Origin of the sequence: Bacillus sp. Bos-x628, from assembly GCF_040500475.1 — a bacterium.
In the GTDB taxonomy this organism is placed as follows: Bacteria; Bacillota; Bacilli; order Bacillales; family Bacillaceae; genus Bacillus; species Bacillus maqinnsis.
Genome location: NZ_CP159358.1, coordinates 1,535,252 through 1,559,940 on the forward strand (window position 1 = coordinate 1,535,252; position 24,689 = coordinate 1,559,940).

At 38.8% G+C, this 24,689-nt stretch carries 28 protein-coding genes and 4 pseudogenes; 12 read left to right on the forward strand and 20 right to left on the reverse strand.

The genetic code is table 11. The annotated features are described in order from the left end of the window. Positions 1 to 59 precede the first annotated feature (59 nt). The 3 genes from ABVJ71_RS08030 (at position 60) to ABVJ71_RS08040 (ending at position 4,245) form a co-directional block, all read left to right on the forward strand. The gene (locus ABVJ71_RS08030) at positions 60 to 1,133 is read left to right on the forward strand and encodes a glycosyltransferase family 2 protein (protein ID WP_353856404.1); all 1,074 of its coding nucleotides are present in this window, start codon (positions 60 to 62) and stop codon (positions 1,131 to 1,133) included. A 183-nt stretch (positions 1,134 to 1,316) separates the two neighbouring features. After that, positions 1,317 to 2,708, forward strand: coding sequence for an amino acid permease (locus ABVJ71_RS08035; protein WP_353856405.1), 1,392 nt, complete (start codon positions 1,317 to 1,319; stop codon positions 2,706 to 2,708). 295 nt (positions 2,709 to 3,003) lie between these two features. Then, positions 3,004 to 4,245, forward strand: a complete 1,242-nt coding sequence (locus tag ABVJ71_RS08040) for an MFS transporter (protein WP_353856406.1) — start codon at positions 3,004 to 3,006, stop codon at positions 4,243 to 4,245. Between the two features lie 17 nt (positions 4,246 to 4,262). On the opposite strand, the gene ABVJ71_RS08045 is transcribed toward ABVJ71_RS08040, so the two are convergent. From ABVJ71_RS08045 to rfbF, 5 genes are read right to left on the reverse strand one after another with little or no spacing between them, the layout of a single operon-like run. Further along, positions 4,263 to 5,210, reverse strand: coding sequence for a putative nucleotide-diphospho-sugar transferase (locus ABVJ71_RS08045; RefSeq protein WP_353856407.1), 948 nt, complete (start codon positions 5,208 to 5,210; stop codon positions 4,263 to 4,265). Continuing rightward, positions 5,211 to 6,401, reverse strand: a complete 1,191-nt coding sequence (locus ABVJ71_RS08050) for a glycosyltransferase family 2 protein (RefSeq protein ID WP_353856408.1) — start codon at positions 6,399 to 6,401, stop codon at positions 5,211 to 5,213. It lies immediately after the preceding gene. After that, a complete protein-coding gene (locus tag ABVJ71_RS08055) occupies positions 6,398 to 7,309 on the reverse strand; it encodes a hypothetical protein (protein WP_353856409.1) in 912 nt (303 codons plus the stop codon). Before ABVJ71_RS08055 ends, ABVJ71_RS08050 begins: the two co-directional genes overlap by 4 nt. A gap of 12 nt (positions 7,310 to 7,321) precedes the next feature. Beyond that, a complete protein-coding gene (locus ABVJ71_RS08060; protein ID WP_353856410.1) occupies positions 7,322 to 8,293 on the reverse strand; it encodes a GDP-mannose 4,6-dehydratase in 972 nt (323 codons plus the stop codon). Between the two features lie 4 nt (positions 8,294 to 8,297). Next, positions 8,298 to 9,062: a glucose-1-phosphate cytidylyltransferase gene (rfbF, locus tag ABVJ71_RS08065; protein WP_353856411.1), complete on the reverse strand. Its 765-nt coding sequence runs from the start codon at positions 9,060 to 9,062 to the stop codon at positions 8,298 to 8,300. A gap of 326 nt (positions 9,063 to 9,388) precedes the next feature. Between rfbF and ABVJ71_RS08070 the strand changes: the two genes are divergently transcribed. From ABVJ71_RS08070 to ABVJ71_RS08085, 4 genes are all read left to right on the forward strand, one after another. Then, on the forward strand, positions 9,389 to 9,484 hold the full coding sequence (locus ABVJ71_RS08070; protein WP_353856412.1) for a DUF1540 domain-containing protein: 96 nt from the start codon (positions 9,389 to 9,391) through the stop codon (positions 9,482 to 9,484). 224 nt (positions 9,485 to 9,708) lie between these two features. Further along, a complete protein-coding gene (locus ABVJ71_RS08075; protein ID WP_353856413.1) occupies positions 9,709 to 10,788 on the forward strand; it encodes a DUF3900 domain-containing protein in 1,080 nt (359 codons plus the stop codon). A gap of 181 nt (positions 10,789 to 10,969) precedes the next feature. Beyond that, positions 10,970 to 11,254, forward strand: coding sequence for a hypothetical protein (locus tag ABVJ71_RS08080; RefSeq protein ID WP_353856414.1), 285 nt, complete (start codon positions 10,970 to 10,972; stop codon positions 11,252 to 11,254). Positions 11,255 to 11,498: 244 nt separating this feature from the next. Next, positions 11,499 to 11,870 (forward strand): hypothetical protein, encoded by a 372-nt coding sequence (locus ABVJ71_RS08085; protein ID WP_353856415.1) that lies wholly within the window; start codon positions 11,499 to 11,501, stop codon positions 11,868 to 11,870. 71 nt (positions 11,871 to 11,941) lie between these two features. On the opposite strand, the gene ABVJ71_RS08090 is transcribed toward ABVJ71_RS08085, so the two are convergent. From ABVJ71_RS08090 to ABVJ71_RS08110, 5 genes and pseudogenes are all read right to left on the reverse strand, one after another. Next, the gene (locus ABVJ71_RS08090; RefSeq protein WP_353856416.1) at positions 11,942 to 12,331 is read right to left on the reverse strand and encodes a hypothetical protein; all 390 of its coding nucleotides are present in this window, start codon (positions 12,329 to 12,331) and stop codon (positions 11,942 to 11,944) included. Between the two features lie 19 nt (positions 12,332 to 12,350). Then, entirely contained in the window at positions 12,351 to 12,800 is a 450-nt protein-coding gene (locus ABVJ71_RS08095) for an SMI1/KNR4 family protein (protein ID WP_353856417.1), read from the reverse strand. A 108-nt stretch (positions 12,801 to 12,908) separates the two neighbouring features. Next, on the reverse strand, positions 12,909 to 13,883 hold the full coding sequence (locus ABVJ71_RS08100; RefSeq protein WP_353856611.1) for a tRNA-dihydrouridine synthase: 975 nt from the start codon (positions 13,881 to 13,883) through the stop codon (positions 12,909 to 12,911). A gap of 723 nt (positions 13,884 to 14,606) precedes the next feature. Next, a pseudogene (locus ABVJ71_RS08105) lies at positions 14,607 to 14,741 on the reverse strand (phage holin); the annotation flags it as partial. A gap of 3 nt (positions 14,742 to 14,744) precedes the next feature. After that, positions 14,745 to 14,849: pseudogene (locus ABVJ71_RS08110) on the reverse strand (hypothetical protein); the annotation flags it as partial. 76 nt (positions 14,850 to 14,925) lie between these two features. On the opposite strand from ABVJ71_RS08110, the pseudogene ABVJ71_RS08115 reads away from it, so the two are divergent. Then, positions 14,926 to 15,342: pseudogene (locus tag ABVJ71_RS08115) on the forward strand (ImmA/IrrE family metallo-endopeptidase); the annotation flags it as partial. A gap of 22 nt (positions 15,343 to 15,364) precedes the next feature. Then, a pseudogene (locus ABVJ71_RS08120) lies at positions 15,365 to 16,425 on the forward strand (site-specific integrase). A 180-nt stretch (positions 16,426 to 16,605) separates the two neighbouring features. On the opposite strand, the gene ABVJ71_RS08125 reads toward ABVJ71_RS08120, so the two are convergent. Continuing rightward, positions 16,606 to 17,364, reverse strand: coding sequence for a methyltransferase domain-containing protein (locus ABVJ71_RS08125; RefSeq protein ID WP_353856418.1), 759 nt, complete (start codon positions 17,362 to 17,364; stop codon positions 16,606 to 16,608). Positions 17,365 to 18,169: 805 nt separating this feature from the next. On the opposite strand from ABVJ71_RS08125, the gene ABVJ71_RS08130 reads away from it, so the two are divergent. Together ABVJ71_RS08130 and ABVJ71_RS08135 are read left to right on the forward strand one after the other, a co-directional pair. Continuing rightward, positions 18,170 to 18,304, forward strand: coding sequence for a hypothetical protein (locus ABVJ71_RS08130; RefSeq protein WP_353856419.1), 135 nt, complete (start codon positions 18,170 to 18,172; stop codon positions 18,302 to 18,304). A 472-nt stretch (positions 18,305 to 18,776) separates the two neighbouring features. Next, on the forward strand, positions 18,777 to 18,965 hold the full coding sequence (locus ABVJ71_RS08135; RefSeq protein WP_353856420.1) for a hypothetical protein: 189 nt from the start codon (positions 18,777 to 18,779) through the stop codon (positions 18,963 to 18,965). Positions 18,966 to 18,967: 2 nt separating this feature from the next. On the opposite strand, the gene ABVJ71_RS08140 is transcribed toward ABVJ71_RS08135, so the two are convergent. Together ABVJ71_RS08140 and ABVJ71_RS08145 are read right to left on the reverse strand one after the other, a co-directional pair. Continuing rightward, on the reverse strand, positions 18,968 to 19,195 hold the full coding sequence (locus tag ABVJ71_RS08140) for a helix-turn-helix domain-containing protein (protein WP_017360239.1): 228 nt from the start codon (positions 19,193 to 19,195) through the stop codon (positions 18,968 to 18,970). A gap of 285 nt (positions 19,196 to 19,480) precedes the next feature. Continuing rightward, positions 19,481 to 19,624 carry a hypothetical protein gene (locus ABVJ71_RS08145; protein ID WP_015715414.1) on the reverse strand — a complete coding sequence of 48 codons (144 nt, stop codon included), beginning with the start codon at positions 19,622 to 19,624 and terminating at the stop codon, positions 19,481 to 19,483. A 149-nt stretch (positions 19,625 to 19,773) separates the two neighbouring features. Here ABVJ71_RS08145 and ABVJ71_RS08150 point away from each other — a divergent pair, with 149 nt between their 5' ends. Next, positions 19,774 to 20,328, forward strand: a complete 555-nt coding sequence (locus ABVJ71_RS08150) for a DUF420 domain-containing protein (RefSeq protein WP_223251784.1) — start codon at positions 19,774 to 19,776, stop codon at positions 20,326 to 20,328. A 37-nt stretch (positions 20,329 to 20,365) separates the two neighbouring features. On the opposite strand, the gene ABVJ71_RS08155 is transcribed toward ABVJ71_RS08150, so the two are convergent. The 7 genes from ABVJ71_RS08155 to ABVJ71_RS08185 all read right to left on the reverse strand — a co-directional run bounded on the left by ABVJ71_RS08155 (position 20,366) and on the right by ABVJ71_RS08185 (position 24,566). Beyond that, a complete protein-coding gene (locus ABVJ71_RS08155; protein WP_353856421.1) occupies positions 20,366 to 21,031 on the reverse strand; it encodes a hypothetical protein in 666 nt (221 codons plus the stop codon). Positions 21,032 to 21,346: 315 nt separating this feature from the next. Continuing rightward, positions 21,347 to 22,135, reverse strand: a complete 789-nt coding sequence (locus ABVJ71_RS08160) for an N-acetylmuramoyl-L-alanine amidase (RefSeq protein WP_353856422.1) — start codon at positions 22,133 to 22,135, stop codon at positions 21,347 to 21,349. Positions 22,136 to 22,193: 58 nt separating this feature from the next. Then, positions 22,194 to 22,457 (reverse strand): phage holin, encoded by a 264-nt coding sequence (locus ABVJ71_RS08165; RefSeq protein ID WP_353856423.1) that lies wholly within the window; start codon positions 22,455 to 22,457, stop codon positions 22,194 to 22,196. 19 nt (positions 22,458 to 22,476) lie between these two features. Then, complete coding sequence (locus ABVJ71_RS08170; protein WP_353856424.1) at positions 22,477 to 22,755, reverse strand: hemolysin XhlA family protein; 279 nt, start codon at positions 22,753 to 22,755, stop codon at positions 22,477 to 22,479. A 65-nt stretch (positions 22,756 to 22,820) separates the two neighbouring features. After that, complete coding sequence (locus tag ABVJ71_RS08175; protein ID WP_353856425.1) at positions 22,821 to 22,967, reverse strand: XkdX family protein; 147 nt, start codon at positions 22,965 to 22,967, stop codon at positions 22,821 to 22,823. After that, positions 22,968 to 23,321, reverse strand: a complete 354-nt coding sequence (locus tag ABVJ71_RS08180) for a hypothetical protein (RefSeq protein WP_353856426.1) — start codon at positions 23,319 to 23,321, stop codon at positions 22,968 to 22,970. It lies immediately after the preceding gene. A 12-nt stretch (positions 23,322 to 23,333) separates the two neighbouring features. Further along, complete coding sequence (locus ABVJ71_RS08185; RefSeq protein ID WP_353856427.1) at positions 23,334 to 24,566, reverse strand: hypothetical protein; 1,233 nt, start codon at positions 24,564 to 24,566, stop codon at positions 23,334 to 23,336. Positions 24,567 to 24,689: the final 123 nt, after the last annotated feature.

The window sequence follows — 24,689 nt, forward strand, 5'->3', positions numbered from 1 at the left end:
CGCTCTGAAAAGAATGTTTCCTTTTGATGGTCGATACACTATGAAGAGGTGATCTAAAGATGATAACCATTAGCTTATGTATGATTGTAAAAAATGAAGAGGAGGTCTTAGACGACTGCCTTTCCTCTGTTCAAGACATTGCAGATGAGATCATTATCGTTGATACTGGGTCAACGGACCGAACTAAGGAAATTGCAAAAAAATATACAACACATGTGATTGACTTTGAATGGGTGCAGCACTTTGCGAAGGCGCGTAATTTTGCTTTTTCACATGCAACAAAGGATTATATATTGTGGCTAGATGCAGACGATGTGTTACTCGAAGAAGACCGCAAAAAACTCCTTCATCTCAAGCAGACTCTTGATCCAGCAGTGGATGCTGTATCAATGTTTTATCATGTTGGATTTGATGAAAACGGGCAGGTGAATTTTAAATATAGAAGAAACCGGCTCGTAAAACGGGCAATGAACTTTCAGTGGTATGGGGCGGTTCATGAATTTCTACAAGTCTATGGCAACATTTTTCCTGCGGATATTGCAGTCACCCATCAAAAACAAAAGAAAACGACAGCAGGTGAGCCTGGACGCAATCTCCGAATTTATGAAGAGATGCTGGAGAAAAAAGAGGAAATGACGCCACGTGACCTCTTTTACTTTGCCAATGAACTAAAAGACAATGGGCAGCATGTACGAGCGATTCGTTTTTATCATGAATTTTTAGCGACAAAACAGTGTTGGATTGAAGATGAGATACGCGCATGTCAGTACTTAGCTGACTGCTATTTTGCCATCGGTTATGAAGAAGCCGCCTTATCATCTTTATTGCGCTCCTTCTTATTTGATCAGCCGCGCCCTGAATTTTGCTGCAGGATTGGGGATTATTTAAAGACACAAAACAAACTTCAAGCTGCCATCTTTTGGTATGAGCTGGCACTAACTGCTCCTGAAAATGAAACAGCTTTTACGCTCACACAATATAAAACGTGGTACCCTCACCTTCAGCTTTGTTACTGCTATTGGCAGCTTGGGGATATAGCTCAGGCCAAAAAACATCATCTTGCTTCATCAGAGCATTATCCGACCCATCCTAGCGTGCTGTACAATGCAAAGATTTTCTCAGAGCAGACATGAGCCTTTTATGACGACATCCGCCTAGCATCAGCTAGCGGATGTTTTATTGTAAAAGCAGAAAAAGGTCAGATGTCAATTAACACTTTAGTGATTTAAAGCGTTTTTCAACCAATTGACTAAATTGCCGTTTCCGCATATACTAACATTCGTCTTACGAAAAGATTTATTCCTTAGGAGGTCAACATGAGTTCTTTATTTCGAAAAAAGTCTCTCGACCAGCTCATGCTAGAAAGTCAAACGAAACAACTAAGTCGTTCTTTGAATACGTTTGATCTTATTTTGCTTGGCATTGGCTGTGTGGTCGGGACTGGTATCTTTGTCATAACGGGGGTCGCTGCTGCAAAAGATGCTGGACCTGCAATTATTATATCTTTTATTTTGGCTGCGATCGCATGCGCCCTTGCTGCTTTTTGCTATGCAGAATTCTCATCGTCTATTCCTGTATCAGGAAGTGTTTATACGTATTCTTATGCAACACTTGGTGAATTTCTTGCCTTCTTAATGGGATGGGACCTCATGCTTGAGTATGTTGTAGCGCTCTCTGCTGTTGCAAGCGGATGGTCCTCCTATTTTCAATCACTGCTGAGTGGATTTGGTCTACACATTCCGAAGGCTTTATCAGCCGCACCTGGAGCCGCTGATGGTGCTGTCTTCAACCTACCAGGCGCACTCATTATCTTATTCATTACCTCTATTGTCTCAAGAGGTGTGAAAGAAAGCACCAAATTGAACAACATCATTGTGTTGATCAAAATTGCGATTGTGTTTCTCTTTATCGTTTCGGGCTTCGCTTATGTAAAACCTGAAAACTGGACACCATTTATGCCAATGGGCTTTAGCGGCGTTATTGCTGGGGCAGCAACTGTCTTTTTTGCTTATCTTGGATTTGATGCTATCGCCAATGCATCGGAAGAGGTCAAAAATCCGCAAAAAGCCATGCCAATCGGTATCATTGGTGCCTTAGGTGTCTGTACGGTCTTATACATTGGGGTTTCATTTGTTTTAACAGGGATGGTTCATTATACGAAGCTGAATGTCAATGACCCTGTCGCTTATGCCCTGCAAGTTGTTGGTCTCAATAGCGTAGCAGGTATCATATCAGCTGGTGCCATCATTGGGATTACGACTGTTTTAATTGCCTTAGTGTATGCACAGGTCCGCTTAACCTTTGCGATGAGTAGAGATGGCCTGATGCCAAAAGTGTTCTCAAAGGTGCACACTAAATCCAAAACGCCAGTTGCCAACACTTGGCTGACAGGTGCTGTTGCCGCTTGCATTGTTGGGTTCGTTAATTTATCGACGCTCGCCAACCTAGTCAGCATCGGTACACTTGTAGCCTTTACAGTGATCTCAATTGCCATCATCGTTTTAAGGAAGAAACACCCAAGCGTAAAAGCCGCATTTAAAGTGCCTTTTGTGCCAATTCTTCCGATTGTTAGTGCAATCATTTGTATCATCTTAGCCACCACGCTATCATGGGTCACATGGCAAGCCTTTCTCATTTGGGTCGCCATTGGCGTCGTTGTCTATTTCACCTATGCAAGACGAAAAAGTCACCTCAATCAAACAAATTAGAAAGAGACACGGGATATTCCCGGTCTCTTTTTTGTTGATATGACACTGTATTTGAATGAAATTGACTTATAAGACAAAGTAGACTAACAAGTGGTGAGCAACATTATTTTCACCAACTCCTCGGTTCATTTCACCGAAAGAAAAGCAATCGACTTGCCAATACGGACCTATCGCCAGTGATACGCCCCGATTTATTGCGCTAATCTTAAAAATTTACTATTGCTTCATAGTTCACCTTATGAATAAAATAAGAGTAATGCGGAAAAAAACAGTTGAATGGAAGGAGGAAGTCTCATTGGCTATTGCTGCTCGTGCGAATAATCAACCACCACATAAAGCCGTAACTGGCTCAACGGTTTATCCTATTTTATTAATTATTGGCATCTGCCATATGCTCAACGACACATTGCAAGCCGTTATTCCCGCAATGTTTCCTATTTTAGAACGCACAATGGGGCTGACCTTTACACAGTTAGGTCTCATTGCTTTTACATTAAATATGGTCTCCTCAGTGATGCAGCCTGCCATTGGCTGGTATACAGATAAGCGTCCTATGCCCTATGCACTTCCTATTGCTTTATTCTCTAGTGCTGTCGGTATATTCGGTCTCGCTTTCGCTCCATCCTTTGCGACCATTTTGCTATGCGTTGTCTTTATTGGACTTGGCTCTGCCATCTTCCATCCAGAGGGTTCCCGTGTTGCCAACATGGCAGCTGGTCCAAGGCGAGGACTCGCCCAATCCATTTATCAAGTGGGTGGTAATACGGGTCAAGCATTTGCACCACTGATTGCTGCATTAATGCTCGTTCCGCTTGGTCAACCTGGGGTCGCTTGGTTCACGATTGTTGGAATGGTTGCTGTATGTTTCCTTCTCTATATTTCGAGATGGTACGCTCAGAAACTACAAACGATCAGAGCCCAAGCAAAGAAAGTCAAAACGGCGGCTGCAAGACCTGATATTCACCGAAAATCAGCACTAACGGCTCTTGGCATTATCGTCTTTCTTATTTTTGCACGTTCTTGGTATGGAAATGCCATCTCGAATTTCTATGCTTTTTATGCTATTGAACAATATGGTATCACCATTAAAGAATCACAGACATATATCTTTTTATTTCTCATTCTCGGTGCAGTAGGGACCTTTTTAGGCGGACCGCTTGCAGACAAATTTGGCAAAAGAAATGTGATTTTGGCTTCATTACTTGCCTGTTTTCCACCTGCAATGATATTACCTTTTGCCGGACCTGTCCTTGCATATGTCTTACTTGGATTGATTGGACTCATTCTAATGTCAAGCTTCTCTGTGACAGTGGTTTATGCACAAGAACTATTTCCCGGGAAAATTGGCACAATGTCTGGTTTAACCGTCGGTCTGGCTTTTGGAATGGGTGCCATTGGATCGGTCGCACTAGGCTCATTGATTGACGCCTTTGGATTAACACCAACGATGATTGGGGCTGCCTTTTTACCGATTTTAGGCATCCTAGCCGTATTGCTTCCTAGTGATCAAACGCTTTCTAAATGGAATGAATCATAATATAAAAAACCGCTCACCTAGATGAGCGGTTTTTTGTGCACCTCATAAAAATGAGTGTCAGGAACATGCTTCCTCGCAATAAACCCTTGTTGAAAATCCGGGAATATTTGCTGAACACGTTCAATCTTTGTATGAACCAAATTGGCATACGGGATATAAACATAATCCACCAGCTTTTGATCCTTCATATAGTAATACCAATTTAGATTAAAGGTTTTTTCATCAATGATCGTAAAAGCAGAGAAATGATAGAAAAGCAGCGGATTCTCGTCGAGATACACTTCCCCATCAACAAATGAGAGTTGATAGTTTTCAATATTCCAAATCGCTGCATTGGCTCCCTTAGATTGTACAACATGCACTCCCTCAAAATCGTCGACCCATCTTTCGACATAGCGCTGATCTCCGTATCTCTTTTTTTCCTTATCCATTTCAACAGTACAGTGCGCAATACATTGATCTTTCCACTGCGTCACAGCCTGTTTGGCAATATCCGTATTACGGCAGCCCACAAACCCAGTATTAAACCTCCCGGACAGTTCATAAAAGTGATAGAACCGCTCGGAATTCATGTGATCGGTCAGAAATAAATGAGCCAGTGGATTCTCTGCAAAAATAGCCTCTGGATTATGATAGAAATACAAATCCGTATCCAAATGAGCGAGATAATCTGCTTGAGATGTCTCCAGAATTTTCAGCAGGAATGCAGGCTTTAATGTCCAGCAATACTCATGAAACGTTCGATCTTCTTTTGCCTTTAATAACGCATCATCCTCAATTTTATGCAGTTGTTCGTATTGAACGTGAGGACGAGGAATCTGACTCAGCACCTTGTAGGCTAAAGGATCTGCACATAAGACAGATAGCTTAAATGAATGTGCCGTTTGTTCAAGCGAATGAATCAGCGCAAGCAGCTTAAATACATGTGTATTCGATACAATGGTTGTAAAGTGATATGACGCCATCTACATCACGTCCGCTTCAAACAAGTCAGCGTGTAATAGCTCTTTTGTTAACCCTTGTATGGCTTCAACTAGGACCATGCAGCCGTATTCCTGTCTTGCAAACTGCGCCGCCTCGGCCAGCTTTTTGAAAGGAAAATGTCCCGCAGACAGCATATCCTGATAATCCCGCTTCATCCCTACATTCCGCTCTGTTATCAAATGGAGAAGCTCTAAAAAGTATGAAAGTAGCCCATCAAATGCCGAGTTCTCACGCAGCTGACAAATCTCTTTGACCATGTCGTTTGTCATTGTGTGAGAAAAAGGGCTAGAGAAAGCCAGATGAACATCAATTGCATCAATATGATTGTATTTGTCGCACATATACAAAATGTTATATTTAATGTCATCAAATGAAGTCAAATTACTCGGATGCTCTTGATGCACACTCATGATGTCTTCTCGCAATTCAAATGATAAACCAAGCTGATGTAGACGAATGCCTAAGTCATAATCCTCAAAGCCGTAACGAACAATCTTCTCATCAAACATTCCTAGTGCTACAACGTGCTTTCGTTTCACAGAAGAGTTATTCGTAATAAAAAAGCGCCAAGGCAGTTCATAAGAGCTTAGATCATAGTCATACGTTTCCAAAATTTCTTTAAGATTATCAATAAACGGAGACTGTAAATCGAAGCTTTTTTCCAAGAATACGCCATTTTTCACTTCTTCCATTGATAGAAGCGGGGTTTTGTCTTTCATTTGACTGTGATATAGACCTTGATTTTTCAATTGTTTGATATGCTCCTGATCAAACGCTGTATAAAAATAACGATAGATTCGCTTCCAGCACACACCGCAAATGACTAAATGCTCTTTTTCAGCATGTGCTTCTGCATGCTTTTGGATAAATTGCGGCTCGGCCAGCATATCACTGTCATGAAAAATGAGGAGATCTCCTTCAGCCTCTCGAATGGCATCATTTCGTCCCTTTGCAATTCCTTGATTGACAGGAATTCGTACTTTTTTAAACGGGTAATTCAGCTCTATTTTTTCGAGCATTTCCATCGTGCCATCGGTTGATCCATTATCAGCTACAATGACTTCAAACGGAACGTCTGTTTCCTGAAGCGTTAAGGAATACAAACTCCCCTCTAAGCGTTCTTTGGCATTATAGCTTGGAATAATGACGCTGACTTTTGGCTTTTCGTTCATGCGTCATCCCCCTCAAGTTTGGCGTAGCCATTAAAATACGGGTCAACTTGTTCCACTGATGCAATGACATGGCAAAGCACCTCGCGATAAGATCTTTGAAAAAACGGCAAATCAGTTCTACCTTTTTCATGGATTTGCTGCATGTCATCCTGACTGACGATCCGAAAACCACTGAAATGATAGCAAATAAGCGGATGTCCATCATCAAGCAAGATCCGTCCATCTTTTTCGTAAAATGAATGCTGTCCATAATTCCAATGTCCAATATTGACGCCCTTTGTTTCGATATCTTCCACTCTTTCAAACAGCGCTGGCATATGATCTAGGTATCCTTGATCGCCAAACTTCCCTTCTCCTGGTGCATTTTTGCATTCTTTCAGACACTCTTTTTTCCACCAACTGAGACACTTGCGTCCTGCTTTATCTCCCTTGAAATGGATGAAACCTGAATTATAACGTCCGAGGAGTTTTTGCAGTCTCTTCACTTCCTCCGGATCAAAGCTTGGAATGACAATTTCTCCTCTCGAAAGAAGAATAGATGCATCTGGCTGATTCTGAAATACCACTTGCGGGCTCTCATAAAAGAACAAGTCTGCATCAAGATACGTGACTGCATCTACCCCGACATGTTCAAATAACCACTCAATCCAAATGGGTTTCAATGTCCAGCAATATTCCGAATCGTTCCGCTCCTCCTTTTTCTTCAAAAGCTCGGGCGTTTCAAGCTGACGGACATGAACAAGTTCCACATGCGGGAAATTCATTAGATGAAGCAGATCAAATGCAGCATCATCCATACACAGCGTTTTAATAACAGCATGATCTTCCACTTGCTTCAACGATAAGAAAAACGCAATAGCTTGATAGAGCCTTCCACTTGATAGAACCGTACAATATATGCTGTTCATCTGCTTACACCTCTACTTTTTAAAGAATTCTCGGTACCACTCAATCGTTTTCGCTAAACCCTCATCAATGGAATAGTCAGGGGTCCAGTCAAGCAGTTTTCTAGCCTTTTCTGCTGACAAATATTGATGCTTAATCTCATAAGTTCCTTGATTAAGAATGCGGGGCTTCAATTCACTGCCCATCGCCTTTAAGATTTTATCAACGAGCTCAAGAACCGTTAGCTGGATTTCATTGCTAAAGTTAAAGGCTTCTCCTGCAAGACCTTTTTCCTCCATTTTCTCTGCCAACAGCAAATAAGCCTTCACAGCATCCTCAATGTAAAAATAATCACGAATAAATGTTCCGTCACTTCTAATTTCTGGAGCCTCTCCCTTTAAAACAAGCCGAATGGTCTGCGGGATGATTCGGTTGAAATGAAGATCCCCACCTCCATAAAGATTGCCGCATCTTGTAATACAGACTGGAAGACCATACGTGTTGTAATAGGTGTGAGAGATTAAATCTGCACAGCTTTTCGACACATCATATGGATGTTTTCCATTAAGCGGCATCTCCTCATCATATGGAAGTTGCTCTTGATCACCATATGCTTTATCACTTGATGCTACAATCACGCGTTTGATGAGTGGTTGTCTTCTGCATGCCTCAAGGACATTCCACGTGCCTAAAATATTGGCTTCAAATGTAGAAATAGGATGCCTGTTTGCCACCCCAACTATTGCCTGTGCCGCCAGATGGAACACAGTATCTATTTCGTATTCCCCTAACGCACGTTCAATCGTTTGCATGTCCTCCAGAGAGCCTTGCACCACATTCATTTTTTGAAATTGAATGCCTTGATATAAATAAGATCTAGGCACTTGATCACGTACAAGCCCTGTCACATTTGCACCTTGATCAATCAGCTCCTTGACTAGATAGCTCCCTAGCAGCCCTGTACACCCTGTTACAAATACATTCTTACCATTCCAAAATCCGCTCATGCCGTCACCAAACCTTCCATGGTTGTTTTCCCTCATTCCACATTTCATTGACTTCTTTTAGGTTTTTATACGTATCGATTGCTGTCCAAAATCCATGATGTTCATAAACCGCAAGCTCTCCATCAATCGCCAGCTTCTGAAGCGGTTCCGCTTCAAACACACATTGGTCATCGTCCGTAAGATAATGAAACACCTTTGGAGACAACACAAAAAATCCTCCATTGATCAACCCGATACTTTCTGACTTCTCAGAGAAGGATTGTGCCAGCTTGTTATACACCTTCAATGTTCCGTACTGTGACATCTTTTCAATCCCTGTCACAGTGGCAGCTACTCCAACATCTTGATGACATTTGAGCAAATGAAACATGTTGATATTGGCGAGCCCATCACCATATGTCATCATAAATGTTTCATCACCAATATAGTCCTGTGCCTGCTTCAAACGACCGCCTGTCATCGTATCCTGACCCGTATCTAAAAAGGTGATTTTCCAGTTCTCTGACTTTCCTAAAAGCTGCATTTCTCCTGTCGACATATCCAGCTTCATGCTGTGATGACGCCAATCATAATTGAGAAAATACTCTTTGATCTTCTCCCCTTTATAACCAAGCAATAAAATAAACTCGTCTACACCGTAATACTGATAGATTTTCATAATATGCCATAGAATAGGCCGATCCCCAATCATAGCAAGTGGTTTAGGAAGCGCTTGTGTGACCTCACTCATTCTCGTTCCCTTTCCTCCGCAGAGAATGACTGCCTTCATCTTCTCCCCTCATCTCTCTATGAAAATTTCGATTGAAAACCCCAGCTCCATGCGGAAAATCAGTACATGTAACTCCATACTTTGTCCGACATCAGGTTTTGAATCTACTCTATTCATATGTAAAAATGAGAGATCGTGCATCTAGCATTTAACTATTTTACAAACAAAAAAAAGAGCGAGATTTGCATTCACGCTCTTAATATTATCTAGGTATATGGTAGGATAAATATGTGAGCCAGCCTCTTATTACGAAAAGACTGCTAGATTGAATGAACTCAAATGGCAGCTTGCTTCATTCATAATATGAATCACAGAGGTGAAATCCCATGGCACAAAACGTACTTTGTGAAGTGAACTCTTGCCGTTTTTGGACTGAAAACAACTGTACGCCTCTACAATTAAAATTGGCAAAAACACAATGATTGACGTTACTCGCAATGCAGACACTGATTGCAAAACATTTGAAACAAGATAAATGGCCTTTTTAAAAAGAAGGAACTGGCCTGAAAAATTGACAATTAATAGCATTCATTTAACCGATAAACATTTCTCGGGAAATAATGACACGATTTCTTCATTCGTTGACGATTTTCACTCCTTTTTCTATACTCAACATATCTGACCTAGAAAAAGTGGTGACAAACAATTGGATTTTACGATACGATTCCTATCATTTTTTGTGATTGAAGTTGAAGGCAAAGATGAACAGGCAAATAAACGATTTAAACATTATCAAACATTGAACCAAGAAGAATTTGAACAAAGTGAACTGAAAGACTTTCTAGACGGAGAGTTAAAAAAAATAGTGAAACGAAAAGCAGACAGACATCCGAAATCTGAACAAGTGCCAACCAAAATTGGTCGTTTCATTGTAGAATCGGGTCATGAACTCGATTCAAACCCCAATTACAATTTATATCATCAGACGAGATTCGCTGACACAAAGGAGATCTTTGATGATTGCAGTGAACAATTTGTTCGTACGTATTTAGACACAAGTGCTGTCAGAGGCGGGGTCTTCTTAGTTGCATCTGCAGTTCCTAAAAAGTATGTCGATGATTCCTTTGTCTTTATCATGAAATGCGATTTCGAACAGAAAGTCGCCTCCATTGCTGATACATCGACATTGATTCGCAAAGTCGAAATGGCCATTACAACAAAAAATATGAAATCGATTCAATATCCGCATATGCCAGAAGAAGGCATGACCGAGGAAGCAGAAGTGAAAATACATCAGTCTTCACATGCTCGATATTTCGAGGACTTTTTGAAATTTGTCGAATACGGAGAATCCATGCCTGAAATCATGAAATCACAGGTCATGAATATGGTGCAGGAACAAGTATTTGAAACATTACAGGATGAAAGTGAAGCATTAAAGCAATTTGAAGAAGACCTTGAAATATGGGAAGCGAGTGAAAAACGGGAGATTAGGGAGCGACTCGATACAGAACAGGTCACATTAGCGGCTTCACACATTGTTGAGCAAACCCCTGACATTACGATGAAAATGCGTCTAGGTGAAACCGAAATCAAAGGCCTTCTAGCCGACTTTGGCCACTCAATTCATATTGCAAAGGTCAACAATCGATATGTCGTACTAGTTGAAGCAGACCAAATCGTATTCGAAAAAGGAAGCACCCCTGTTGAATTCCATAAACCAAATGGATTGAAAGAGGTTGTCAGCCAACTGACGCAAAAAGCATATGATTCAGACATAGATTAAGAGAATACCACTGCCTCTTGCGTTCTGCTGCATGAGGCAGTTTTTTTGACTGATATCAGCTTTTGCATATGCTGACATCAAGAGGTTTATCTAACATCGTAAAGCGTAAACTTTTTACACTGCACCAGAAGAGACATGTAGCCGACCACCTCTCGCCCACATGCTTAAAAGCAGTAAGCTTATGATGACCATCACGTTTGTCATCTATCAAGATACACAATCTGTTGCCTATGCCGCTGTATTTGCGCTAATTAGAACGCTATGCCAGCTATTGGCTGGGCTCATCTCACCTGTTTTGACAGATCGTTTTCATGGTGTAGAAAAAAAGAGCGGCTGTTTAATGCAGCGGCTCTTTTACTTTTCTTTTAACATCGTAAACATTTCTCGTGCCATTGTTTCTAAAATAGAAACGACCGGTGTCTGTGTTGTGATGTTAGCACGGTGCATTCGTTCATCTGTTACGTAATACGCACTGTTTAAGTCAGATATACGTGAAAACGTGCAGTGCTGGTTATTTGTAATATGGCGCACGTGTTCAAAACACTTGCATGGTAGTGATTCTTTTCTATTTATGATGAATCTTTTATATGTCTAAGTAGCAAATAAAGCAAGTGATGTGAATCTACTCACTCATTTCACATTTCATATTTTATTCCGATAATAGAAGTGTCACTGACGAATCATTTATACCAAAAGGAGGGGTGAAGTAAATGTCTGATCAACATCACAATGCACCACACGAAGAAGAAGAGGAATTTAATGTATACGATATGCTTCCACCCGCAGGGACCATCATAGGAGAAGCGACAGAAGAAGAGATGGAAGCTGCGGCAGCACTAGAAGTGAGACATGTCGCTTTTATGCGCCTACAAGACATGTTCATTCAATTTGACGGCTCTTCTTATAAAGAGTTATTAAAAGACTTCCAAGAATTTGAACTTGATTCCACAAAGTTTTGGAGATCCGTGGCCAGACGTCTACACATTCCATACGAATGGCCAATCCGTATCGACCACGCAAACGGACCGATTTACATCGGTGAGACTGAAGATAGCCGTGAGGTTGTGGAGAGTGCGGAGTAATAAATTTGTTGGCCCCCTTGTTGGTAAGGGGGTCTTTTGTTGAAATAATCGATCTCTCACTAAAAAAAGATTTATTGCCCCTCTAAATCAAATTCCAACGCGATCGATATATTAAAGGCTATATCTCGCATTTCATCTATTTCTGATCGGTTCAAGTTTTCAGCAAAACGACGTGCATTTTGGACAACATCTTGATTCTTCTTGATCATATCTTCATTCAGTATAAAGATCGTATTGATCGCCCAGCCGGCAGTCGCTAACATACTTTCGTCTTGAATGGAGTTCATGTATGTTTCTACTTCAGAAAAAAACCACTTAACATCATCAATATGTTCTACTTGAAAATTCGCGATTTTTGAAAGCTGTTCAGGGTCTTTGGTGATGAAAATGTTCTTCACTTCTTCTTTTGATAATGGTTTATTTTGCTTTTCATATTCAGCCAGCCATTTTTCATCTGACATCTCATCTTCTACGCTACCCTCAAGCAGTATAGTGACCCGCAATCAGTTCATCAAACGAATCCGCTAATTTGAAATCCGTCTCATCCTCTAGATCAAAGTAATGAATAGGTGGATTTTCTTTCGTTTGTCGATAATCCATCGCAATCCACGTATGGCCATCACCACAGATGAGCACAAGTCCTTTCGGAAGTTCCCATTCTTCTATTAAATAATCGCTATCCATAATCCCTTCGCCTTTGGCAATCCCTTTCAAATGATCAAATGGAACATGATCATCTGCCCATGAATTCGGATGATCGGTCGGAAACGCATTATGAATCGTATATCCACCATTTTGCTCAAGAATGAGTTTTTTATATGTATCCGGCAGGATGACGCCTAATTTCTTCTCAGCTTTTGCAATTCCTTTCTCATTGATTTTCTTACATGTTTCTTCGCTTTCTATGTCTTTATCCCAGAATGGTTTCAAAAAAATTCCTCCAATTTTCATTTATATATCATTTTACCATTTATTCAAAATAGTTTCATAGTCCCATTACAAAGAAAAAAGAGAAGGGCTCTCCCTCCTCTTTTGTCATCATGATTGTTCTTGATTTCTCACTTCAAATTCATCAAGCATCGCACGCACTTCATCTGTTGATGATGTGTTCATTAATTGATTTCTTAGGAAACTCGCTCCTCGGAACCCTTTCACATAAATCTTAAAGAAGCGGTGCAGTGCCTTGAATGGACGCAGACCTAGTGATGAATATTGATCATGGAGATCAAGATGTAATCTTAAAAGACCTAGCAGTTCATCACTTGTATGCTCCTTCGGTTCTTTTTCAAAGGCAAATGGGTTATGGAAAATTCCGCGCCCAATCATCACACCGTCCACTCCATACTGTTCAGCAAGCTTTAAGCCTGTTTGACGATCAGGAATATCACCATTGATTGTTAAAAGAGTATCAGGTGCTACTTCATCACGAAGTTTTTTGATCTCAGGAATGAGTTCCCAATGCGCATCCACCTGGCTCATTTCCTTTCTTGTCCGAAGATGAATGGATAAATTGACAATGTCTTGCTCCAAAATGTGTCTGAGCCACCCGCGCCATTCATCGACCTCATTAAAACCAAGTCTTGTTTTCACACTGACAGGTAATCCCCCTGCTTTTGCGGCTTGTATCAGCTCTGCGGCAACGTCTGGGCGAAGAATCAATCCACTGCCCTTCCCATTTTGCGTGACATTTGGAACAGGACAGCCCATATTAATATCAAGCCCCTGAAATCCTAACTCCGCCATTCCAATACTCATTTTTCTAAAGTTCTCAGGTTTGTCTCCCCAAATATGAGCGACAATCGGCTGTTCATCTTCTGTAAACGTTAAACGCCCCTTCACACTTTGAATGCCATCAGGGTGGCAATAACTCTCACTATTCGTAAACTCTGTAAAAAACACATCCGGTCTCGCCGCCTCACTCACGACATGACGAAACACAACATCCGTTACTTCTTCCATTGGTGCTAATATAAAAAATGGCCGCGGTAAATCACGCCAGAAGTTTTGATTCATCTTTCGTTCAATTCCTCTCATGACATAGCGCCTTAAAGGGCATGTCCTTCTGTAAAATCTTTCAGCAATTTTTATCATTATATACTTTACTAAGGATTCAACGCAAACGTTCATTCTTGACGTTAGAAACCTTATAATAACAGACCTTGACCATATTTAACTATAATCAATCATTGCAAAGTCTTGCAATTAAAATAGCAGCAACATAATTTTTGTGGTGGAATTCGTGCATACCTCTAAAGAAGTTTGAATAAGCTAATCCGCAAAAAATGATACAAATTGAATGCAATAATCACAGCTTTTAGCTTTTAGCTTTTTACTCATTTCGCTATCAATAACGAAGGCTGTCTACCAACCTTCTTCTATTAACTTACAGTTTCTCCGATATGGAATCATAAAAAATATCTCCTATAAAAAATGTCACATCGTAAATGTGAACATTTTTTATTCAAAGATCATAGTAAATACTTTTTAATTAGAGATCATTCTGTAGTAAATAAGATTTCATAGGCCGTACAATAAAGTAGTCTCAATAACAGTAATCACGATTATCCTACTGAACGAACTATACCACCTTTTTTTGATTAACCTGGAATATAAGGCTTTCGAAAGACAGCTATAGCTATCCAACTTCTTAATAATTGCTGAAAAGGGTGCAAGATCAACAAACATCTCTTTTTGATAGAATCCGATAAGATAAAAGAAAAGAGACCAATAGGAACCTGCGTTTGCTAACCAGTTTAACTCGTCCTCACTGATCGGTAAAATTGGCTTTCCGAACGTGATAAGTCCTTGATTAATCAGCGCAATTAAAAGAAGCAATGTTCTAATCACAGTGCCTTTGTCAAAGTTTTTCATGATCTATTCCTCTTTTCTTTTATTTTGTAAAAGTGTATAGACAAGGGCTATTCTGCCACCAATTACACCCGTAATAATAGCGGTGATGATTGCCCCAGTAATCGTCCGCTAGAGAATCATTATAAAGAATGCCCTCATAGTGGGACTTTTCTTTTCAACCAAAAACAGAACATATATTCTTATTATTGAACTTATAGCTGCTACGTTGAAAATATGGCTTCATTTTGAAAAAAGAGCCAGCATTGTCTTTTGTGTGAATGGGTCATATAGCATGGTCATTGATAAACGGCTAACCAAAAAGCAACAATGGCAAGATTTCGGATATGAATTGTGTCATGTAATTAAACACTATGGAAATCAGTTTGATATGCACAGACTATTTCGAGAATTGCAAGAATATCAGGCTAATAGTTTTATGTATCATTTCTGTGTGCCCTCCTTTATGCTTCAAAAATTGAACCTGCCTTCTTTGCAATCTGAAGCGATTAAACTAATTGGTGACACCTTTAATGTGACTTACTCTTTTGCCGCTACCCGCTTAGAAATGTTTAGAAGAAAAAGCTTTGCTTTTGCTTTATATGAGAATTCCTTAAAAAAATAAATTAAGGAGGAGACTGTATAACATGGCTTACTTTAGAAAGGTTCCAGCAAAAAACAAAAAAGGGTACACCTATTCTTTTACAATTGAGTTAGGAAAAGACCCCATCACAGGTAAAAGAAAGCAGGTTACACGTAGAGGATTTGAAACAAAGAAGGAAGCTGAAGTTGTAGCCAACGAAATTGAAAATCAAATTAATAAAAATACTTTTATTTTAGATAGTAACGTTCTTCTTTCATCACATATAGAAAAGTGGCTTGATCTAATTGCAAAAAGAAAAGTGAAGGAAACGACTTTTAAAAATTACAGAAGAGTTGTTAAAAACAAAATAATACCTTTGTTGGGCCATTTTAAATTAAACGAGATCAAACCAGCACATATTGAACATTTTATTGCAAAATTATTGGACGAGGGACTTTCTGAAAGATATATAGAATATATATTTGCTGTTCTGTATGGATCCATGGAAAAAGCGGTTGATTGGGAGTTGATTAACAAAAACCCTCTAGACAAAGTAAAGGTACCTCGTGGGCGCAGAAGAAAATACGTTACTTTGACACGGGAAGAAGTAAACAAATTTTTAAACGTAGTTAAGTTTGTGACAGCACCTGTATATCACGCTATTTTCACAACTGCCCTTTACACTGGCATGAGGCGGGGAGAACTTCTCGGGCTTAAATGGGAGGATGTTGATTTTGAAGCTACCACAATCCATGTAAGAAGAAATTTAATATATGATGATGAAGGATTCGTTTTGGAACATTGAATACAGAATCATCAGAAAGAGATATTACGTTTGAAGATTATCTGGTTGAGTGTGAGTTTGCTAGACAAGATGGAAGACCTATTTATCCTCGTACCTTAACTGAAAACTTCAATAGAGCGACTAAAGAAGCCGCTCTACCAAAAATACGTATTCATTACTGCCGTCATACTCATGCAACGCTATTATTAGAAGCAGGTGTATCTCTAAAAGAAGTTCAAGAACGCTTCGGCCATTCATCTATTAAAATGACTGGTGATATTTACGTACACGTAACACTAAAAATTAAAGCTAGAACAGCGAAAAATTCGGTGATTATTTGAAATCTGAAGGTTAAGTGGTAAAATGTGGTTAATTACGCTTGCGTGGCTCCTTAAACCTTATTATTTAAGGGATAAAGACGCCACGCACTCCATATGTGAGAAATTGACATTGCATACAGGAGTGGCATTAGTTCAGAATTAGGATGGAGCCTTCAAATATATCGAAGGCTCCATTTCTAACTAAATTGCTTTAGCTAAAATAATAAATCGGTGTTGTTTTACGTCAAAATAACCCTTTTGTTCAATGGTTCTATGAATGGTGTATAATTCATCCTGGAATTTACTTATTTCAAAACCTGGCACTTGCCAAGGAATTGCTTTAAGATAATAGACCAATGCTCCAATATCATAAAATCTTTGAATAGGGAACTCTTCAACACTTTTCAAAACCTCAAAATTATTCTCCTGTATTTCTTTTAAAGCTAGTTTTAAATTCCAATCAATAAATTCCTCATTTATTGGTACCCTTAGATTTTTATTAATTTCTATGCAATCGATTCCACCGACTTGTTGAGTTAGAAAAATACCTTCTTTCGAGATAATTCTTCTCACCTCTTTAGATGAAAATGACTCATGTTGATTTATGATAAGGTCAAATTTCCCAGTCTCAAACGGAAGAATTTCATCATTATCAATTGGAACTACCTTAACTCCTAAAGGTGTTAATCGTTCTTTTGCGATAGGTACATTAGGCATGTAACCTTCTGTAGCATAAACTGATGTTGGAAAAGGTCTTAATTTTGATAAAAACTCTCCACCACCTGTTCCCATATCTAGCATTGATTTTGCACTTTGAACAAGAGAAGTAGCTATACTGCCATATGACCATGAAAGCAACTCACTCTTCATTCTTCCAGTTTCAGATATGAATGAGAAATCCCACCCAACAAAAGGTTCATCTGCTTGTTTTATAAATGAAGAAAACTGTTTGTCATTCATAATAATCCCTCCAATAATAATTTTGCAGTTTTAATGATTAAAACATTGGTGGGCCTCTTACGAACGTATAAAGTTGTTATGTTTCATATTCTTTCAGTCTCATATTTAATAACTCCCTGTAGAAAATTGATTTACTTTACTATAACATATTTACCAATTACTTCTACCTCAATTGATAGCCAATTAATGAGAGCTGCTCCTAATTACTATTCCTTTATGATACCCAGTGCCTAGCAAAAAATAGTCATTTCTTAAAAAGAGTATCCCATGTTTAAACTTTAAATTATTTCTTTAAATACCTTTGTACGCCACCTATAGAAAGGAAAGTTCCTAAAAATATTTTACTTCTATAAATACTTAAAATTGTACCCCCTTTTCTATCAAATAACTTTCCGAGACAAATTTCCAATTTATCTAGTTTCAACCTCTATAAACAAATAAGCAGTCACCTTTATAATTCCACGAAAAATAGATACGTTCTTTGTCTCCGACTGTCTAATAAGTTATTGATTTTGACGTACAAAAGCAAAAAAACTAAGAGTGTAACATTTATACCTTTTTTATTCCCCTTCTACTTCCTTTTGATTATTTACCTGTTCCTATAATGTGAGTGAAAGTGAAAGAATTATAGGAAGGATGAGTATATGAAACTATTAAAAATCCCTGAGGTAGCCAAAATCTTAAAGCTGTCCGAAAATCGTGTTTATGTGCTTACAAAACAAAGGGTAATCTTCAGTTAAAGTTGGTGGTTCAGTGAGAGTGCTACAAGATGAATTAGAAGAATATATCAAAGGCGGTGGAAATAATGATACTAGATGAAATTGAGAAACTTTACTCAGTTGAATTTGTTGCGAAGTTGGCAAAAAAAGATAATACAGAACAATTACAAGCCTTCAAAAAGGAAGTAGAATGCTTTTCAGAGTTAGATATTGAAGATTAAAACATACTTAAACAAGTTCTATCAAAGCTTATTAACAAGATAGAAGTATTTGAGGAAGGAAAGATTAAGATACACTACAATCTTTCCCCCTCTCTTTTCGCTTAATTAGGTACAGTTTCATTGTCTAAATCTTTTAAAACAAGTTTCACTATCACTTCCACATGATTCGTATTAATCATCTAGCTCGTCAACTTTTTTTGACCTTCGCAACCAGTATGAACTAAAATCTTAATATTCACTTATGGGAATATACGTTCGTTAACTTTCGCAAACTTTTAGATCAAATGTGGTCAGTGGTCAAAAAAAGCCGTCCTTTTGGGTGGCCAAGGTGTGAGTAATATAAGAAGAAAATCATTGAAATATACGAATTTTTATTATACCTGTTTCCGCAGGTAAACCGTATATTCTATATTATACATCACTTTTAGACACCGAACAAATATTCTGTTAAAATGTTTTTGGTGGTGATGATATGACTGATCTCGAAAGAAAAATTTATCGAATCATTTATAATATGAGCCGGTTTCGAAAGAGCCCTTCGATGGATGACCTTAAAAGGAAAACAGGTAAAGACGAACAATCTATACGGAAAGCAGTCAAGAATCTAATATCTCGAAAGGAAATGACTTGGGATAAAGAAAAAAAAGAATGGAGATTTTAAGTCTAATCATAAGGGCGGTATTTTTTCCGCCCTTCTTTCAATTCTTTTTCAAGAGCTTGTACATGTTGTAATAAAAATAAAGCAACTGTTCCAACCTTTTTGACGGGTTTGAGCTTTCCAGAACTCACAAGTGCGCTTAAGCGCTGTCGTGTTACTCCGAGTATTTCACCGACTTCTGCTGTCGTTAAAACTTCTTTTTGAATAAACTTAATTTTTTCACTTTCGTTCATGTCGCTTTTCTCTCCACATCATAATTAATCCTTTTAACAAGGTGAAAACAACAGCTATCAATAATATAGTATTGGCTATCTTCCCTGACATACTCTGATTTGTCGTATCAATTACAACAACACCTGAAATCAGAATAAGCATAACGGCAAAGTCTGCTGTGCTATAGTGTTTAAAGTAGTTTTTCATATCATCGTGGACGTGGGCTTTTACGGTATACTGCAACACGCTTTTGCAGTATACTATTATAGAGAGTAAGGGGATTTCTCCCCTTTTCTCTAGTGTGTTTAGCGCTTCTTGCTTGTCCGGCGGGAGCGCTTTTTCTTTTTCTTGCTATGCTTTTCGCTTTCCTTCTGCCATATGTCGTAGATGTGTTTAATGATGGTCACGATACCAGCGATAGCAAGAATCCAGTTTCTCACCTCGTCCACTTCAGCACCTCCTTTCTATACTTTAATTATACAATATCTATTTACCATAGTCAATAGGTATTGTGTAGAATAGGAATTAAGTTTTGTTTTTTTCAAATAGAGCCCATTATGGAAAAAATCATGTTAATTTAGAGAGGGAGGTGAAAAATTTGAATAGAATAAAAACTCAAAGGCCCAAGGAGAACTCAAATTATACAAAAACAGTAATCACACTTTCACTTTTAGCTAATGTGGTTATATTGCTATTATTTTTTTCGCCATTAGGTTATAAAGGAGAGGTTAATTTTAATATAACTATCTTTCCACGTATAAATGCTGTTCTAAATAGCTTTACGTTCATCTTTCTTATAGCAGCTTTAATTTTTATAAAAAAGCATAATATAAAACTACACAGAGCTTTCATATTTGCAGCATTTTCTTCAACAATATTATTTTTATTTTCATATTTAACTTACCACTTCTTATCTCAAGAGACCACTCATTATGGAGGAGAAGGGCTCGACAAATACTTTTACTACGTTATTTTAACTTCTCATAGTATTCTTGCAGGTATTGTTGTACCTTTAGCATTATTTTCATTAATATGGGGTTTAACAATGCAAACACAGAAACATCGAAAAATAGTACGTTGGACAATGCCTATTTGGCTGTATGTTAGTCTGACTGGTGTTTTAGTTTATTTATTAATTTCTCCATATTACTAGTGATTAAAAAAACGCTCCTATATAGGAGCGTCGTTTTTTAACCAAATAATTGTTCACACATATCTTTTGCCCCAGCCCAGCTTATTCCACCAGTTACTGCTGCACATAATACACCACATGCAACTGCTCCCCAACCTCCAGTTACAGCTGTACAAGCAGCAATACAAGCAAATTTAGATCCTGTACCAAGAACTGCACCTACGATAGCCCTACATAAACTTGATTGCTTAAAGTCAGCAGACTTTCCTGAGATAAAATTTTCATCTAACTTATTTCCGTCTTTATCAATTGTAACAGAGTATTTTGCTCCTGATTCTACGTTAATGACTTCAGCTTTCACAGTCTTATCATCTAGTTTTTCAACTTTTTGTTTTAAAGTTACAAATTTTTCGTTATTAACGTCAACAAAATACTGGTTATACTCAATCTTATCTTTGCTATCGCCCAGCTTTTCTGCAATAATTACAGCTTTGTCTTTATCATTTTCGACTACTGCAGCTCTTTCTTTATCCAAAGCTAAAGTGTTCACATTATTGTCTTTTAATATTTCAATAGTTTTATTTAGATCTTTTGTGGTAGGCGCTACCAAAGGATCTGTTTTCTCACAGGTTGGACACTTTTCCTCCGCTTGAACTATTGACGTACTTCCAAACATTAGTGTTATTATAGTAAGTGTTAACACTACAGCTAAAAGCTTTTTCATAGAACATCCTCCTAATCGTTATTTACATACTATATTTTACCAGACATTCTACTATATTAAATGGGTTTATTTCACTAAATTGGAAGAGGTGTTTTGTCATGACCAAAAAATTCTCTAAATTAATAACAGTTGTTTTCGTAATAACTTTAGTAAGTCAAATTGTATTTTATTCTCTAAATAAAGACTTTGACTTTTTCTCTTGGAACTTTATCTCAACCTTTATAGTTTATTTTCTAGTTTTATTAGTTTTATCTTTTTTTACAATGAATTTTTACAACAAAAAAAAATAACTCCCTCTCATAGAGAGGGAGTTTTTTATTTCATTAAAGCTTCAAGTTTTGCTTTCGTAGCTGGTCCATAAATGCCGTCAGCCTTTAATCCATTCATTAGCTGGAATCGTTTAACCGCATTCGCTGTTTTTGGTCCATAAATGCCATCAATGCCGTTATTTTTTGCCCCTTTGTCAGGGAAGAAGAAAAGAGCGGCTAGGGCTTCTTGTAAGGCTTTTACACTCTCACCCTTTGTAAGAGGTTTTGTTACTTTTAAGATGCCTGACGGAAGCTTGTACGCCTTCTTAGACGTATTTTTGACTGGTGTTGCTTTGACAGGCTTGGCAGTTGCCTTCTTACCTGTATGAGCAGTCGCAATACCCGCTTTGAAACTATCCCAACGATCAAGCAACTTACGAGGGCATTGTTTGCCGCTCCATCTCTTATGAGGTACAACGTTGGCAAGTGGAATGCATTGCTCTGTCATCAACTTCCGAATGAGCCATTGTGCATTTTCGACAGCCTTTTCAAAGTTTCCGTCACTGTTCTCACAGATTTCAATGCCGATCGACTTCATATTGCCTGTTCCTCTTCCGTCTCCTGCGTGCCATCCGTTTTCGTTTAAAGGTAAATGCTGATAGATGACTTTATCATCCACAGTGAAATGCCAGCTCACCGCTGTTCCTGAACGTTTCACAAAATTAGCGTGACTTGCTGCGTCTGCTCCCTTAGCTGTGTTCGCTGTATTGTGTACAGTAATATATAAAGGCTTCATATCGTTACCTGGACGGTTGCCATTACTCTTCGGGATAAAATCTTGAATGATTTGGACCATGTTCATCTACTCCTTTTAATCCATTGGATATAAAAAGAGCCCCCTAAAAGGCAGCCCTTTACTTCGTTAATCCTTTTTGTTTGAGCACTTCTTTTTGTTCTTTGCCTCGGCTTGTTACATAGTTGTTTTTAAACCATGCGACAAGGGTTGTGACCAGTGTAAAGATCATTGACCCAGCTAGATAAAGAGTATCAGCCAATGAGTTTACCTCGTCCTCACTGATCGGTAAAATTGGCTTTCCGAACGTGATAAGTCCTTGGTTAATCAGCGCAATTAAAAGAAGCACTGTTCTAATCACAGTGCCTTTGTCAAAGTTTTTCATGATCTATTCCTCTTTTCTTTTATTTTTGTAAAAGTGTATAGACAAGGGCTATTCCGCCACCAATTACACCCGTAATAATAGCGGTGATGATTGCCCCAGTAATCGTCCGCTTAATCCATGTGGTGTTTTCTTCTATTTTGTTCAGCTTCTCGTCTAATCTACTAATCTTTTGATCGTGGCGATCATATCCTCTTTCAAGCACATTGACACGTTGTTCCAAAGCTTTTTGACTGGTCTTTAATTCAGCCATTTCTTTTTGTGTTGTATTCATATCTGTTACCTCCGTCAACCCTGACATCAGTAAGACCCCCTAGTCCTTTTCAAGTATCCTCACCTCCTTAAAGAAGGCAAAATTAAAAACGCCTATTCAGCGTTTGTTGGGTATTCTTCTTTTGTTATCTCTTTGTATTGTTCTGGCGTAATTTTCTCAAAACGAACAAATTTTGCAACGTCCTCATTCAAATAACATTTCCATTGATAGAACAGTGAAATACTACGGAACCAATCCAATTAAATTACCCCCTTTTCCGTCAGTAGCATGACAAGTTCTGCTGTCGTTTTTGACTGTTCTTCTGCTCTCTTTTCTGACTCTGCAAGTTGCTGAAGTAGAGCGGCATTTTGTTGTTTTAATAGATCAATATCTGATGGTGGTAGTGGGTCAGGTTGCAGACCGTCTATATATTCTTGTGTTGCCGACTCATACCACTTCTCTTTCTCCGCATCGAACTTAGCAATATAAAGACCGTTCTGCGGCTGAACTGACGTATAACCTTTCGGAATTTCTTCCCCGTTTTCTACATCAACGAGAATTTCCTCGCCGGGCTGCCACACGAACTCTTCGTCATATTTATAAACCCATATCATATATAGCACCTCCTATGCTGACCTGAACCGGAATCCAAACGTAATAAATTCCGTAGGATTTGACGTATTAGAAGACGATTGAATGCAGACACGTCCGTCCGTACCGATATATGTTCGATGAAACTGCGGAACCCCTGGTGTACCTATGCTCGATGCAACACCGATACGATGAGTAGATTGAAGGGGGCGGTAACCAGCCGGTAAAGTAAACGCTGGGACGTCATTTCCAAGCGTGCCTCCGTAAATTGAGCCGATAATCTCAACGACACCAAATGCGTCTTTACTGTATCGCAACGTATGAGGAAACCCGTCAGGTGAAACGTACTGCTTCCACCCGTTTGATAAAGACGGAATGATCCATGTGACATTTGCATCTGCATCAGTAAGCATTTGTTTCCAGCCTCTGAATGAACCATCTGTGTGGGTTGTTCCGAACCAATTAAAATTATCGGCACTCCTTATCACATGGAATGTTTTACGATTGTTACTATTATCAATAACATAAATGTTGAACCACGAAGAATCGTTTTTTGTTGGCATATTAGTTACATTTGTTCCTACCGCATAATAAAAGCCGGATGGTAAGGTTAATATGTCTGTGCCAGTCGGGATAAGCTGGCTTGTGCCTGTTTCTGACAGCAAATTGTGGTCCGACAATCTTGACCAACCAGTCCACACATTATTATTGAGGTAATTCGTAAAAACGTTATTGAGGTAATCCGTTGCATATACCCAACCAAAACTTGCTTTGCCGTTCGTGGAATCAGTCATATGAAAGAAGCCTCGGATAGATCGGGAGTTGGGTAAATCCTTTGACCCGGCAATTGCGTAGAAAGAACCCATACCTAATCCGTTATTGATGACTGCATCCAAAATGCTGGCAGAAGTATCTTTTATCGAGATCAAGGGGCTACCCTTGTCCGTTGTTATTTTCTGCTGCTGAAAACCTGCGACAAAATCCTTTGCTGTCTGTAAAGCAATATCCGCCTTTTTCTGCGCCCCAACTGTCGTCTCTTTGGCGTCCCACTCTGTTTGCTTTGCCGCAGTAACGTGAATTGAAATATCTGCAACATGACTATCAAAATCCGTCTTTGCTGCTTGTTTTATGTTGTCAACATTGCTTAATCCGACTTGTGCCTTAGTGACCGCATGGGGATTATTTTTTGCGTTTGCATGCGTATTAAATTCTGTTTTTGTAGCTGCCCCATCCTGCAACTCCTTTAGTGCTTCGTATGTGCCATTCATGTACCAATTAAACCAATCAGCAGGCGGATGGTCTAATGGTTTAAACCCTTCGCTAATTTTACTTTGTGGTGGCCTTTGCCCCGCATTTTCCCATTGTGGTAATTCTTTTGTAAAACCCATGCT